Raw genomic sequence first — 14,965 nt, 5'->3', positions numbered from 1 at the left:
TTCAAAGACTGGAGTTGATTTTTAAGATGTTCAGCGCATCAAAGAAAAGTACATTCGCTATTTTTAATTCTTTTCTCATCGTGATGTTATGCTTCATTGTACTACCAATACATGCGCAAGCGGAAACGGTAAACCAACGTTTCTCCGATGTAGGGAATGAATATTGGGCAAAAGATGAAGTAATGCAGCTCGTGGAAGAAGGAATCATTAACGGATACCAAGATTTGCAATTCCGACCAGGCATCAGTATTAAACGTGGACAAGCAGCAAACTTGCTGACTGCGGCCTTGAAATTACCGGAAGCTCCCTACCAGCCGATATTCAAGGATGTCAGCGCAAAGTCATCTTACTTACGCGGTGCCATGTCTACTTATCAAGAAGGTATATTTAAAGGAAAGCCCGATGGTAACTTCGGTGTAAGTGATGAATTAACACGTGAACAAATGGCCAGTGTGCTAGTTCATGCATTTAAATTAAAAGACACAGGTGAAAAAGTACAATTTACTGATGAGAATAAAATTAGTGAATCTCACAGATATGGCGTCAAAGTACTTATGCAACACGGCATTACCACAGGTAAGGAGGACGGATCCTTTGCTCCAAAACTTTCCGTAAACCGTGGTTCATTCGCTGTATTCCTACATAGAGCAATGATTCAAGCAGGACTTCTTGAAAAAAAGCAACCGATTGTTTTCAATAAAATACAAACTATGGGGAAATTTGATCCGATACGTTTTAATCAATTTCTTACGGAAGTCCCCCTAACGCAAGAAGGACAGACATACTTGCGGTCAAACCATTTCATGTCTTTAACAGCTAAGCGAGTAAAAGCCCATGGACATGCAACGGATCATATTTATGTCTATGGTGTCAGTGAAAGAAAAAATACGAGAGTCACTGTAACGAAACGCGAATTGCCAAATGGCGATTACTTTACATTCGTAGAGTTGAGAAACCCTGACCGTCTGCCGATTCGTGTCGACTTGGTACGAATTGATGGAGATATTAAAACGAATTCGATGGAACGTTTCGATAAGTTCCCTATGAAAAAAGATGTAGATGAAACATTCGGATTCGATATTGCTACTTCGCCAGTTGGTGTTCTTGAAACGATTTCGCAACAAGGTACTGGACAGCAAATGATATCAAAAACCTATCGTTCACGTGAGCTTGAGTTAAAATACCGTAATGGTGCAGTCAGCAGAACACGAGAACTCCAGGACGAGAAAGAATCGTACAGCAATATTCTTATGGGTGATAATCGTGTATCAGTGTATGAGTTAAACTCTAGAGGGTACGATGTAGTGGATCAATGGTATCTTTCATCCAATAAAAAACTCTTTTCGTCAAAAGAAAGATTGGATTCATGGCTTCGTGAGTCCATTACCAACTATAAAAAGCGCAATAAATGGTATACAGCACAAGGGCCATACAATAAGATGGCAACCACTATCGAGCCGATGCCTGCTTCAGGGCGAGGATATGGTCGTAATTTACTTTTAGTAAAAGAAGATCGTGTCATGTTGTTATACAACCAAACGAAAGAACGCTATTATGAAGATATTTTGCATAACTCCTTTACGAACTTAGCTATCTTTAGAGGAAGTAAGCCGTATTGGGAAACTGAAGTGACTAGTACGTATTTGACGAATTTATATGGCTTTACAGCGCCATTCGTCGATACACGCTTCAATGAACAGATTGCACTATTCCTTTATAATGGTGGCAAAGCATTCAATCATAAAGATTACAACGAAGGCTTACGTAACTATGCGAACTTGCTTGTTCAGCAACATAGAAAAGGGAATGTAAACTTCTTGTCTCCAACTGCCTATTATATTCCGGATTACTTCCCGGCAAAATCACAAGTGAAGACCCATACGTCAATGAATCATTTACTAGGCGGCATGAACATTCTCTTGCTTGCATTCCAGGAGTTCAATGATCCGGTCTATTTGGAAAATGCCAGTGCCATTGAAAAAGCGATTCGCTTTGAAGAAAAGAAATGGACGCGTCCAAATGGGGACATTTGGTACAAACGTGCCCCAAATGGTCAATTTTCAGGAACAGATTATGTTCATCTGACATTAGAAGACTTAATTTATTCTTATGAAAAATGGTCACAAGTCGATCAGTCGAAAGCTAAAGTATTTGAGCGGATGATTAAATCGAAGGCTGGTTATTTGAACAGTACGAAAAAAGGTTATACGACGAAAATCAAAGAAGGTTTGAAACGTATCAACATGTCTCACTTATTGCCAGCAGGTAAAGAGTATACAGACGCATTATAATGAAGCCAACACCATCTCCGTTCGTCTAGGAGATGGTGTTTTGTTGTTTTACTGAGCAATTAAGGGGGATGGCAATTATAGATGGATTGAGGGGTATCCTGGTGAAGATGAATAGAGCGGTTACTGACGTGTATAGAGCGCTTGCTGAGGTTCATAGAGCGATTACTTAGTTAGATAGAGCGTTTTCGAAGGATTATAGAGCACTTTTGAAGGTTTATGAGCGGATATCACGGAACTATGAGCATTTCTTCTTCTTAAATCATTCTACACACTAAAAACCACCATATCCTAAGCTACTGGAGATGGTGGTTTCACGGTCTATTTAATTAATAAGCGTCACTAGATCGGAACGGATCCAGCCATATGGTTCGTTGATTTGTTGTGTCCCTGGATTGATATCCAGACGCACCTTGTACCAAACAAAACCATCTGCGCCAGTCGTACGATCCGTAACAATTAGTGGATAGCCGAATGCTGCCAGATTACCTGGATGCTTGGGCTTGTAAGAGAATAGAATATTATTTTTATTCCCCGTTTCAGGGCTTGTCCGAATATTAACTGCTGTATTGCCTGTATAGGAAATCACAGCTAATTGCGCTTGGTTCGCATCTTTATTACCTAGGAACTGATCGATCCGCCACATATGGCCCGCAATCTTGCTTCCCCAGAAAGGATCCGATGCATACTTCATATTGAAGCCGACAGCTTTATTTCCTGGAGCTGCACCATTGGCATAAGCACCGAGTGGATTCGCATAGTTTAAGTTGATGTAGCGTGTGATGAATGCATCGACACTTTTCGTCGGATTACTATAGACTTCACCTTTATCTGGTGAAGAATCAAATACGCGGATACCGAAAATGTTGTTTTTCTGCTGTGCATTGCCACTCATTCCATAATCACTCTCATGTATAGCGGTTGCTAAAATGAACATCGCATTGACGTTATGCTGTTTTTCCATTTGTTTCACATACGTACCCAATCCGATTAATTTCGACTTAGTTGTAGCATTTTTATAGCGTGCAATACCTGTTTTTTGTCTGGCTTGTAATGCATTAGAAATAAAACGATCCAGTTCCTGTCCAGTGTAAGTAGAAGGCTGACGCACGGATTGGAATTGGAAATACGGATAATAGGTAATAGTCGCCGTACCGTTCAATTCTTTAAAATGAACGCCATCGTTACTTGTATAGGTCTGTCCTTTTTTCATTGCGGGAGAAGCTGGGCCTACTGTATACTCTGCGTAACTGCCTTTATATTGTTTCGTCTTGGCATCGTACGTACGATAATATGGTTGGTGAATGAGTAAGCCGTCGCTTGTTACTTTATACTGGCTTGCCCCTTTAGATAATAATGAAGGGACTAGATCGATTTCATCGTGTTTTGCATAATAGGTATAGCCGCCTACGTCTACTACAACACGTTCTGCGCTACTGCCTACATAGTCCAGTTCATACCCTTTCTGGATATATGTCACTTCGTTTTTTAATGTGGGGTCACTATATAGTGACGTATACTGCTTTGGGTTTTCTGAAGCAAATGCCTGACCTGACTTCATTTTGATGATTGTATTATTAACGGAAATCGCCTGAATGTTTGAAGAAGCATTATATGCTGCCAATGCATCTTCAAACGTGAGGTATGATTCATTTGTTACATTCAGCTGATTGTTTGAAATGGCGCTGACTTTATGCACTTTAGGGTTTTCCGTACCGCCAACATCCGTTGGGGGACGAGTATTGCCTTTTCCGTCAGCGACTGCGAACATACGGAATAAAAATGCAGAAGCATGAGCAATCGTTGCGTTACTTGTCGGTTTGAAATACCCTTGATCTCCTCGTATGATATTCAATGAAGAAGCCGCAGATACAGCCGGTATGAAGTTCGAAGAGATTTTCTTGCTATCTTTAAATTGAACTGTAGGTGTATTGACAGAGATATCAAGGAAGCGGAATGCTTTAAATATCATTCCTGCCATTTGCTGTCGAGTAATCTGCTGATTCGCCTTGAATGTACCATCAGGATATCCTGCTAAAATTCCAGCACCTGCAGCATTTTGAATCTCAATAGTGCGGGAATGATTTGCTTTTAAATCCTTAAAGGTATATCTTGTCGAAGCAGGTAATTCGAGTGAACGTGCCAAATACGAAGCAAATTCTCCTCGCGTGACCGCACGATTCGGATAGACATTCCCTTTTGCATCCTTTTGTATCACGCCTTTATCTACCCAAAATGTCAGTTCTTGCTGCATTTGATGACCAGTGAAATCATTTGCACTTGCCACTGGTGTGAAGATAGGAGAAGCTAGCAAAAGCGAAAGTGTCAGTAATGTAATCAAACGTTTCAAATCAAAACCTCCTATATAAATCTCCTACTATTGTAGCAGAAAGGACTATTATTGGTAAGCACCTTTTGGTATATTAATAGACTATTATTGTAATTAATTCCTGTATAATGAGTGGTATTACTAGAACGGTAGGATAAAAGGGCATACCAATTATTGAAAATACGCTTGAAGGTTGAAATACCAAATATAACAATAAACGACAATCTACAATTATTTGAAAAGATGCAACGAATGCTTTCACTATTCCGTCCTAGATAGTGATATAATGCAACAAGGAACTAGCAAGCGTAGAAAGGGTTTTATAGACTAATGAATATATGGAAACAACGATTAGAAAAACAAAACACAAGTACCATACTGATTGCAGTAGCAGTGATGATCATTGCACTATTGCTGCCGTCAAAGATAGCATTACTCGGAACGGCCTTATTTTTTGTCCTATTTTCTATCATTAAACCCCAGCAAAGTATTCTATTTCTGGTTATCTACGTCAACATCCGACCATTTTTGCTAGAAGTGAATAGTGGGATGAAGTTAATAGGAGATTTAATTATTTTTGTCGTATTTGCGTGGACATTGTTCCAGTACCGACATAATATTCGTTCTCTATTTACATTCAAATGGTTTGAGTGGTCTTACTTTGCCTTTATTTTATTTGGCTCGATCGTAGGATTCTTGAACGATGTCACACCGACTTCTATTATTTTCCAAGTTCGAACATTTTTGATTATGTATTTGCTTTACTACATCATTTCAAGAATGACATTGACGAACAAATGGCTACAACAACTTGCGTGGGTGACAGTGTTTTTAAACATTGTGATGTCGCTTCATGGTTTAGTGGAAAAACTGTCATTGCGTCAGTGGTTGCTTCCTGAAGAATGGAAGTATAAAGTTTTATCTGCAACAAATGCTGTGCGTATTTACGGACTTACCGGTAATCCGAACTCTTTGGCATTATCCCTATTTTTCGGGATTATCGGGATCGTTTATTTGCAACATGTTTACCAGCAGAATAAATACAAATGGACATTCCGTGTATTACTCGTATTGTTCTTCGGTATTCTAGTTCTTACTTATTCAAGAGGAACTTGGATTTCGGCAGTGGTGTTCGGTATTGTCTTTATCCTTATGACGAAAAAATGGTATCTTCTGAAACGACTAGTGATTGCAGGTGTCGCATCAATTATCTTGATATATTATCCAGTAAATTTAGCTGTACAATATATAACAGAGTTAGGTGTGACAGTTGATGAAAAGCCTAGCGGAGCGGGGAGTATCGGGGGACGCTTCGGTGAAACGTTTGATGAGAAGAACTTAGCGCTCATGACTGAGAGCGGGAGGTTTTTCTATATTAGTAAAGGGTTTGAGATCTTCGGTGATCATCCTATAACGGGAACAGGATTCGGTTCATTCGGCGGTTCAGCCACATTATCGTATGGGTCACCGATTTATGACCATTATGGTATCAATTCGGATATTTACGGTGGGAAGTATTTCTACTCAGACAATCAATATATTCAAGTGATTGCAGAAACCGGCATAATCGGAGTATTGATTTTCGCGCTCTTCTTACTAAGTATGTTGTGGTACTTCTGGAAATCACGTCACACGAATTTCGGTGTATTTATGATTGCACTATGGTTTTCAACAGGCGTTTCCGGAATGTACTATAATATTTGGGAACTGAAGATGTATACATTGTTTTACTTTATCTTGCTTGGTGCATTTGTTGCGTTTAGCAAGCAGCAAGACACATCGAAACCTACGAATGGTTAATCCATTCGTAGGTTTTTTTGGGGGGAGATACGCGGTAATCGCTCAATGTTGTTTGGAATCCGCTCATAGCCCCGTGGTAATCGCTCAATGTTGTTTGGAATCCGCTCATAGCCACGCGGTAATCGCTCAATGTTGTTTGGGATCCGCTCATAGCCCCGTGGTAATCGCTCAATGTTGTTTGGAATCCGCTCAAAGCCCCGTGGTAATCGCTCAATGTTGTTTGGAATCCGCTCAAAGTCACGCGGTAATCGCTCAATGTTGTTTGGAAAACGCTCATAGCCCCGTGGTAATCGCTCAATGTTGTTTGGGATCCGCTCATAGCCCCGTGGTAATCGCTCAATGTTGTTTGGAATCCGCTCATAGCCCCGTGGTAATCGCTCAATGTTGTTTGGAATCCGCTCAAAGTCACGCGGTAACCGCTCAATACAGACTAAAACCCGCTCATTGTTTCATCCAAGATCCACGTCTCGAGCTAAAATAAGTGATAAGCATCATAAATCCAAACCACCAATTCATAAGATCCCTATATCTCTCTCAAATTCCACAATTCTGCTTTTCTTTACTTATTTCGTTCAAACGGTGCATGAAAACATAGGCCTTATTTGATAGACTAGAGATTGATAAGAGTAGGAAAGGTGGAGTTGTGTTATCGTACAAAATACTTTGCTGTCTCGCACGAAGCGGAAGGTAGTCGTTACCGCTATGTCAGCAGCTATGCTCATTTCATTGCCATTTTCAGCGGCGGCGAGCACGAAAGTTGTTTCTAGTTACCCCGTGTCTTCAGGTGTTACTTATTCTCACTATACATATTCAGCAAGTAGTCACATCAATCACATAGGCGTGAATCTCAGTGATCCATTCACGAAATTGAAAATGGGTCTTCCCGCACCTATTTCGAAAACAGCCCCTACATTGACTTTGGCAAACCGCGATTCAAAAGAAGGTCATCGCGTTGTAGGTGCAGTAAACACTTCGTTTTTCGATATGAACACAGGTATGCCGATGTATCTGTTGTCCGAAGGTAATGAAATCGTTAATGGTGGTGTCATCTCGAATGCAAGTTCATTCTATGTCAGCCATCCAATTGCATTTGGTGTGACGAGTAATGGTCTTTCCGAAATTGATTATTTCAATCTAGGAATTGAAGTGGGAGTCAATGGTAATGTCTTTCAAATGACGGGCCTTAACCGTGAGCGTCAGGCGGATGAAACCATCATCTTCACTCCGCAGCATGTGAAAAACTCAACCGGTTCCAATGAATACGGCATTGAATTAGTCGTTGAAACAGATGCGCCGATCACATCGACCCATTATGGGCAGCAACTTCAAGGTAAAGTGGTCAAAGTACGTGGTTACGGCGATAAGCAGGCAGCAACGATACCGAAAAATGGTTTTGTTGTATCTATCCATGGGAAAAAAGGATTGGAACGATTCAAATCCGTCGCTGTTGGAGATCCGCTGTCCTTGAATCTATCAATCGATGATAAATGGAAAGACTCTGAATTTATGATGGCGAGTGGGCCGATGCTTGTGAAAGACGGACAACGCCATATCACGATGGATACGAATAACTGGCGTGCGACCGCAAAGACGGCTAGAACGGCTATTGCAATCAGTAAAGATAAAAAGCAAGTTCATATGGTGACCGTTGATTCAAGAGCAGGATATAGTAACGGCATGACATTGATCCAATTTGCAAATTATCTTGTATCACAAGGATATGACCGCGCGTTGAACTTTGACGGTGGCGGGTCTACTACGATGGGAATTCGCAATTATGGCAGTAACGAAGTAGTATTGGCTAATCGTACATCCAATTCGACACAACGAAATATCTCGGCAATTCTCGAAGCGGTAAGTACCGCACCAACTGGGCAACCAGCACATGTGAGTGTTTCCCGTTCTCAAATGGGAGAAATGTTGGTCGGTGCTACAGCCGATTTGAAAATCAATCATGTATTGGATGCGCATTATAATCCCATTGTGCCGAGCGCTTCCCAATTGAAAACGACGTCTGCAAAAGGAACGGTTGAAGGAACAGGTCTGACATATAAAGCGGTTCAGGCAGGAGAAGATCGCATCAGCGTCAACTACGGATTAGCTGAACAATCTTTCCCCATCACGGTCATTGACCAACCTGCAAGACTCGACGTGAAGTCTTCTGCAACAAGTGTCAAGCCAGGTGAAAAAATCACATTTACTGCTACTCCGGCAGATGCTTCCGGTAAACCGATCATCTATCAACCACACCAATTAGTATGGAGTGTCACAGGTAATATTGGTTCGATTACTTCATCTGGAACGTTTACGGCAACAACAGTTGGTAAAGGGCAAGTGCAGGCGACTCTTGGCAAGAAAGTGATTTCTGTACCGGTTGAAGTGAAATCCACTGAAGGCCCACCTGCGCCACCTATTATAGATAATCCGAATAAAGAATTGTTCAAAGATGTACCTTTATCGTATGCGTACGCGACAGAAATCTATTTCTTACGTGATCGAGGTATTATTAATGGAGATACAGACGGAACATTCAATCCGGGTAACACTTTGTCAAGAGAGCACGCGGCATTGATTTTAAGCCGAGCTTTCAATTTATCACCGGCAGAGGAAGCACGTAAAGAATTCAGTGATGTTCCAAAGACACATCGCTATTACAAAGAAATCAGTGCGATCGCCAATGCCAATATCGTAGGCGGTTATTCTGATGGGACATTTAATCCGACAGGACAGTTGACTCGTTCGCAGATGGCGATGATTTTAGTCAAAGCCTATAATTTAGAAGGAGAGTCTGCGAAGAAATTCATAGACGTTTCCCCACAGCATGGTGCGTACAAGCAAATTCATATTTTGGCAAACCACGGCATTACAACTGGAAATGAAAAAGGGGAATTCATGCCAGGCAAGCCGGTCAACCGTGCTCAATTCAGTGCGTTCTTATATAGAAGTATAGAAAAGTAATAATAGAAGCTTTCCAATCCTTGGTGTGTTCTTGGATTGGAAGGCTTCTCTGTCTTTTGAATACACTATAAAAGGTCACTCTGCTATACTTATAGCAAATGAACTGCAGAGGATGGTATAAATTGAAAATAGGAATAGTAGGGAACTACGGAAATGACAATAATGGCGATGAAGCCATTTTATTGAGTCTTATTTCACAAGTTACATCGACGTTCAATGTCCCAAGTGACGTCATTACGGTATTCAGCAATAACCCGAAGCAAACTGCGAAGCGCTATCAAGTAATGAGTGCACCTTTATATTATAAAAAAGGCAACGCAGTGAAAACGTTTGGTGCTACATACCTTCAAAACAAAAAGATTGTTAAAACCTTCGACTTGTTGATTATAGGTGGTGGCGGAATTCTAATGGATCTGTATAAACGCGAAGCACCATTATACGGATCATACGCTATGATGGCTAAAAATTCTGGTGTCCCTTATGTCATTTATGGCTGTGGGGCAGGACCTCTTAGCAGTGAGTTAGGCAAATGGTTCATCCGGTATATGAGCAAACATGCTGAAAGTATTTCAGTGAGAGATCCTGAATCCGCTGAATTATTGAAGTCAGTAGGCGTACAGAAACCTGTGGAAGTGATAGGGGATCCGGCATTTTCATTAAAACGTGAGCGCACAGTGACAGCTGATCGTCCGTTGAAAATCGGGATTACAGCTGTACCCTATTATCATGCTGGCTACTGGCCGGAAAGCAAAGAAGATATCTATCAACAATATATAGAAGGAATGGCGAGAAACTTAGATGAATTAGCGGCTAAACATCCTGTAGAAATCACATTCTTTGCTACAAAGTTCCCTCAAGATGCCGATGTTACGAAAGATATTCAATCCTTAATGAAGGAAGCTCAAAAAACGACTATAATCGATCGTAATTTATTACCAGTAGATTTACTGCAAATTTCTGCTGAACAAGATATAGTAATTGGCACAAGATTGCACTCGTTGATCTTAGCAACATGCACGGCAACACCTGTTATCGCGGTCTGCTACCATCATAAAGTGACAGACTTCATGAAACTTGCAGATCTATCAGATGTGGCGATTCCAATTGGTGAAATGCATACAGCGGACGATCACTTCACTAAAGCTTTTGATGCACTGGCAGTAGACTGGCAAGGTACATGTGCAAAAACCGCAGAACTTTCCGCTTCATTATATAAAGAAGCGATGAAAGGGACAAAACAATTTACGGACGCAATTAAAAAGAACAAATAAAAAAAGCATATGAAATGAGTCATATGCTCCGACTGAAGACCAACCGAGAATTACTTGGAATGGTGTTCAGTCTTTTTTATATTAAAAACCTAAAAGCGACCGCACTTCATTCACATACGTTTGACTAACTGGCAATTCCGTACCGTCTTTTAGTTTAATTACAAGATTCGAAGAAAAGTCTCGCGAAATCTTTTCAATACAATTCATATTAATAATGTATGAACGATGAATACGTAGGAAATACCGCGGCAAACGAAGGTGTAAATCTTTCAGCGTGAAACTAATATTATAATTCTCACCCGCTGTGTAAAACCATGTTTTCTTATGTAAACTTTCTACATAACTGACTTGGTCTAAAGGGATGGGGAACCACTCATCATCTTTCTTCCCGGTTAGGAACTGTAACTGAGCTTTTTTGAGTACGTGGAAGTTAGGCGGAAGGATAATGATTAACGCGCCATTTTCTCCCTGCACGTCAATAGGATAGCCAATACCGAAGTAAGACGTACCATAAAGGGAATTATCCATGACAACTTCCACTTTGCGCTGATCTTTGATCGTAACTTCCGCGATACTGCCCGTCTGGATATGCTGGCCTTCCTTCAAATGAATATCATGCATGCCTGGAACATAATAAATATACTGCTCAGATACTGCGATAGCTATAGACGCGTCTTTTGGAACCCAGTCTTCTAATACAGAAGCGTATTGATTCAGAATTTTCTTTGGGATATCGATATTTTCCATAATCTTCATAAAATCCCCTTTTTATATAATTTTATTCCAATGTATGCCCTTTCATCCATTCTACCATTCTTTCATCCTCTAAAAAAGCCTTTTTGTCGAAATGGACTGACAATTCTGAAGCACTGTTATATAGTAATACATAACGAAGATAGCTGTTATGAAACAGATTGTAACAGTTAGCCGTTGAAAAATTGGGAAGGTGTGAAGATAATGTCAACTAGACAAGAACAAATTGCACAACTGGAGAAAAGCTGGGCCGAGGATAGCCGTTGGAAAGGAATCAAACGTAACTACACTGCTGAGGATGTAGTTAAACTAAGAGGTTCACTTCTAATTCAAAATACACTAGCTGAAAAGGGTGCTGCTCGCCTTTGGGAATCTCTTCATGAAGAGGATTTCATTAATGCACTAGGTGCACTAACGGGTAACCAAGCAGTTCAACAAGTTAAAGCTGGTCTACAAGCTATTTATCTAAGCGGATGGCAAGTTGCTGCTGATGCAAACCTTGCAGGACAAATGTATCCTGACCAAAGTTTATATCCAGCAAACTCTGTACCTGCAGTTGTTAAGCGCATCAACCAAGCACTTCAACGTGCAGACCAAATCGACCATGCTGAAGGCCGTGAAGACGGATTTAATTGGTTCGCTCCAATCGTAGCTGACATGGAAGCTGGTTTCGGTGGTCCATTGAACGTGTTTGAATTGATGAAAGGCATGATCGAAGCTGGAGCTGCTGGTGTTCACTTGGAAGACCAATTAGCATCAGAAAAGAAATGTGGACACTTGGGTGGTAAAGTACTTCTTCCAACTCAAAACGCAGTTCGTAACCTTACAGCTGCACGTCTAGCTGCTGACGTACTAGGTGTTGATACAGTCATCATCGCTCGTACTGACGCTGACGCTGCGGATATGGTAACTAGCGACATCGATCCAATCGACGCTCCATTCATCACGGGAGAGCGCACGAACGAAGGATTCTTCAAAACTACACCAGGTATCAAACAAGCAATCGCACGTGGACTTGCTTATGCTGAATATGCTGATCTAGTATGGTGTGAAACTTCTCACCCATCACTTGAAGAAGCACAAGAATTCGCTGATGCAATTCACGCGAAATTCCCTGAAAAAATGCTTGCTTATAACTGTTCACCATCATTCAACTGGAAAGCGAATCTTGATCAAGAAACAATCGCGAAGTACCAAGTGGAGCTTGGTAAGATGGGCTACAAGTTCCAGTTCGTAACACTTGCTGGTTTCCACTCATTAAACCACAGCATGTTCGAATTGGCACATGGCTACAAAACTCGCGGAATGGCTGCTTACTCAGAGCTTCAGCAAGCTGAGTTTGAAAACGAATCAAAAGGATATACTGCTACTCGTCACCAACGTGAAGTTGGAACAGGTTACTTTGACGAAGTTACACAAGTTATCTCTGAAGGTCAATCTTCAACAACTGCTATGTCTGGTTCAACTGAAACAGCACAGTTCTAATAGTATAATTGCTTTACCGAATGTGACCTTTGGGAGAAAGTTTCATTCATTGCAACAAAGGGGTATTCATATGATAACGGGGTCACACCATCTTCAATTAGATAGTGTGAAGTGTGGAGGGAATTGGATATATACATCCAATCCCTCCTTTTCTTTTAATTGAAAAGTTAAAATAGTTTGTATAGTATAGAAGATATGTACTTCATTAAGAGGAGGAATTAAATAATGAGAAATAAAGAAATGCTGTTAATCCCTGGACCCACACCAGTAGTCGATTCTATCTATGATGCAATGGCCAGTGAGACATGGTCACATACTGATCCGCGTTTTGTGAAAATCTATAAACATACTATTGATCAAACGAGAGAGATCTTTAATACAGACGGTGAAGTATTTGTAGTCGCCGGTTCAGGAACAATCGGAATGGAAATGGCGATTGTCAATACAGTTGCTGAAGGAGAAAAACTTCTCGTCGTTAGCCAAGGGTACTTCGGAGACCGTTTCATTAAATTGGGACAAGCATTCGGTATTCAAGTAGACGTATTACAATCCGAATGGGGTCAGCAAGTATCACCTAAGGAAATCGACCAGAAATTGTCTGAAGGGAATTATAAGGCAGTTACTGTGACGCACGCAGATACTTCCACTGGAGTAAGGATTGATTTGGAAGCAGTTGTGCCCGTTATTAAGAAGCATGGTGCTCTTGTTATTGTAGACGGCGTTTGTGCGACTACTGCAATGGATGAGGATATGAGTAAAGAATACGGTGGGGTAGGCAACACGATTGATATCGTCTTGACTGGATCCCAGAAAGCGATTGGAGTTCCACCAGGCATTGCGCTCGTAGCGTTTAATCAGAAAGCTTTGGAAGCTCGTGCCGCCATGGAGCGAGTGCAAGCTTACTATTGTGATATTTATAATTGGATTCCGATCATGCATGATCCTTCAAAATATTTCGCAACGCCTGCAGTCAACTTAGTGTATGCGTTAGAAGAGGGATTACGTATCGTATTGGAAGAAGGGCTAGACGCGAGAATTCAACGTCATCAAGCATTCGGTCGCGCTGTCCGACAGAGTCTAGCGGTCTATGGTATGAATGCGATTGCAACAGAAGAAGTGGCAGCACCAACATTGAGCTGTATTTTGTATCCTGAAGGTATTGATGACGGAAAGTTCCGTGCGGCTATGGCGGAGAAAGGGACAGTCCTATCCGGTTCACTCGCCCATTTAGCAGGCAAGGCGTTCCGTATCGGACATATGGGGAATACTACAGCGGATATGCTGGAGAAGGCAGTTATGCAAATTGGTGAAACGTTGAACGAGATGGGGCATGAAGTAGATATTTCTAAAGCGCAAAGTGTATTTGCGAAAGAAGTTAATCAGCTGATTGTCTAATAAAATGATCCGTTGTGAGAAGCTTGCTTCTTATAACGGTTTTTTAGTTTGGTAAGCGGCTAGTGATTGGATCCACTTTCTTGCAAAGTCTACGACGGCAGATGTCATTGTTGGATTGCGATTCTGTTAGGAGTTTGTGGTTTCGCTAGCAATGTAAGTGTAATGCTCATTGTCCCCACTACGGCGCTGGTGGATGGCTTTCGTTAGATTGTGTGGGGCAGTTTGGATAGTTATTTTAAATGGAAGTAGTGCTGTTGGATTACGTTTCTGTTAGGAGTATGTGGTTTTGCTAGCAATGTAAGTGTAATGCTCATTGCCCCCACTGCGGCGCTGGTGGATGGCTTTCGCAAGGAGCCACAGACAGGAAGTGCGCCTGTCTTTGTCTCCTTACTTCGCCTACCACAGCAGGCGCCTTCGTTAGCTTGTGTGAGGCAGTTTGGATCGTTGTTTTAAATGGAAGTAGTGCTGTTGGATTACGTTTCTGTTAGGAGTATGTGGTTTTGCTAGCAATGTAAGTGTAATGCTCATTGCCCCCACTGCAGCGCTGGAGGATGGCTTTCGCAAGGAGCCACAGACAGGAAGTGCGCCTGTCTCTGTCTCCTTACTTCGCCTACCACAGCAGGCGCCTTCGTTAGATAGTGTGTAGGACAGTTCATACACTTCACTCGCAAGAAACAAGTGATAGC

General features: G+C 41.4%; 10 protein-coding genes. 6 read left to right on the top strand and 4 right to left on the bottom strand.

Annotated elements, in window-relative coordinates:
- The first annotated feature begins 26 nt into the window (after positions 1 to 26).
- Positions 27 to 2,291, top strand: coding sequence for an S-layer homology domain-containing protein (locus CSV73_RS12250; RefSeq protein WP_232319159.1), 2,265 nt, complete (start codon positions 27 to 29; stop codon positions 2,289 to 2,291).
- Positions 2,292 to 2,613: 322 nt separating this feature from the next.
- Here the strand turns inward: CSV73_RS12250 and CSV73_RS12245 are convergent, their stop codons facing one another.
- Entirely contained in the window at positions 2,614 to 4,638 is a 2,025-nt protein-coding gene (locus CSV73_RS12245) for an S-layer homology domain-containing protein (protein ID WP_085132932.1), read from the bottom strand.
- A 309-nt stretch (positions 4,639 to 4,947) separates the two neighbouring features.
- On the opposite strand from CSV73_RS12245, the gene CSV73_RS12240 reads away from it, so the two are divergent.
- Positions 4,948 to 6,417 (top strand): O-antigen ligase family protein, encoded by a 1,470-nt coding sequence (locus tag CSV73_RS12240; RefSeq protein ID WP_085132933.1) that lies wholly within the window; start codon positions 4,948 to 4,950, stop codon positions 6,415 to 6,417.
- Here CSV73_RS12240 and CSV73_RS16360 read toward each other — a convergent pair.
- The gene (locus CSV73_RS16360) at positions 6,404 to 6,841 is read right to left on the bottom strand and encodes a hypothetical protein (protein WP_143560961.1); all 438 of its coding nucleotides are present in this window, start codon (positions 6,839 to 6,841) and stop codon (positions 6,404 to 6,406) included. The genes CSV73_RS12240 and CSV73_RS16360 overlap by 14 nt on opposite strands.
- Positions 6,842 to 7,119: 278 nt before the next feature.
- Here CSV73_RS16360 and CSV73_RS12235 point away from each other — a divergent pair, with 278 nt between their 5' ends.
- A complete protein-coding gene (locus CSV73_RS12235; RefSeq protein WP_085132934.1) occupies positions 7,120 to 9,375 on the top strand; it encodes an S-layer homology domain-containing protein in 2,256 nt (751 codons plus the stop codon).
- A gap of 122 nt (positions 9,376 to 9,497) precedes the next feature.
- Positions 9,498 to 10,646, top strand: coding sequence for a polysaccharide pyruvyl transferase family protein (locus CSV73_RS12230; RefSeq protein ID WP_085132935.1), 1,149 nt, complete (start codon positions 9,498 to 9,500; stop codon positions 10,644 to 10,646).
- 81 nt (positions 10,647 to 10,727) lie between these two features.
- Here the strand turns inward: CSV73_RS12230 and CSV73_RS12225 are convergent, their stop codons facing one another.
- Positions 10,728 to 11,402: a LytTR family DNA-binding domain-containing protein gene (locus CSV73_RS12225; RefSeq protein WP_232319160.1), complete on the bottom strand. Its 675-nt coding sequence runs from the start codon at positions 11,400 to 11,402 to the stop codon at positions 10,728 to 10,730.
- Positions 11,403 to 11,603: 201 nt separating this feature from the next.
- Here CSV73_RS12225 and aceA point away from each other — a divergent pair, with 201 nt between their 5' ends.
- Both aceA and CSV73_RS12215 read left to right on the top strand, forming a co-directional pair.
- On the top strand, positions 11,604 to 12,884 hold the full coding sequence (gene aceA / locus CSV73_RS12220; RefSeq protein WP_085132936.1) for an isocitrate lyase: 1,281 nt from the start codon (positions 11,604 to 11,606) through the stop codon (positions 12,882 to 12,884).
- Positions 12,885 to 13,109: 225 nt separating this feature from the next.
- Positions 13,110 to 14,279 carry a pyridoxal-phosphate-dependent aminotransferase family protein gene (locus CSV73_RS12215; protein WP_085132937.1) on the top strand — a complete coding sequence of 390 codons (1,170 nt, stop codon included), beginning with the start codon at positions 13,110 to 13,112 and terminating at the stop codon, positions 14,277 to 14,279.
- Positions 14,280 to 14,696: 417 nt separating this feature from the next.
- Here CSV73_RS12215 and CSV73_RS16750 read toward each other — a convergent pair.
- Positions 14,697 to 14,965: hypothetical protein (locus tag CSV73_RS16750; RefSeq protein ID WP_233202893.1), on the bottom strand; the 269-nt coding region annotated here is incomplete at its 5' end.

Source organism: Sporosarcina sp. P1, from assembly GCF_002743155.1.
In the GTDB taxonomy this organism is placed as follows: domain Bacteria; phylum Bacillota; class Bacilli; order Bacillales_A; family Planococcaceae; genus Sporosarcina; species Sporosarcina ureae_B.
Note: the sequence above shows the minus strand (reverse complement) of the source record. Positions and strands in the feature narration are given on the sequence as shown.

Coding starts and splice junctions, on each gene's coding strand:
- CSV73_RS12250 (WP_232319159.1), top strand. CDS start 27: ATGTTCAGCGCATCAAAGAAAAGTACATTCGCTATTTTTAATTCTTTT.
- CSV73_RS12240 (WP_085132933.1), top strand. CDS start 4,948: ATGAATATATGGAAACAACGATTAGAAAAACAAAACACAAGTACCATA.
- CSV73_RS12235 (WP_085132934.1), top strand. CDS start 7,120: ATGTCAGCAGCTATGCTCATTTCATTGCCATTTTCAGCGGCGGCGAGC.
- CSV73_RS12225 (WP_232319160.1), bottom strand. CDS start 11,402: ATGAAGATTATGGAAAATATCGATATCCCAAAGAAAATTCTGAATCAA.
- aceA (WP_085132936.1), top strand. CDS start 11,604: ATGTCAACTAGACAAGAACAAATTGCACAACTGGAGAAAAGCTGGGCC.
- CSV73_RS12215 (WP_085132937.1), top strand. CDS start 13,110: ATGAGAAATAAAGAAATGCTGTTAATCCCTGGACCCACACCAGTAGTC.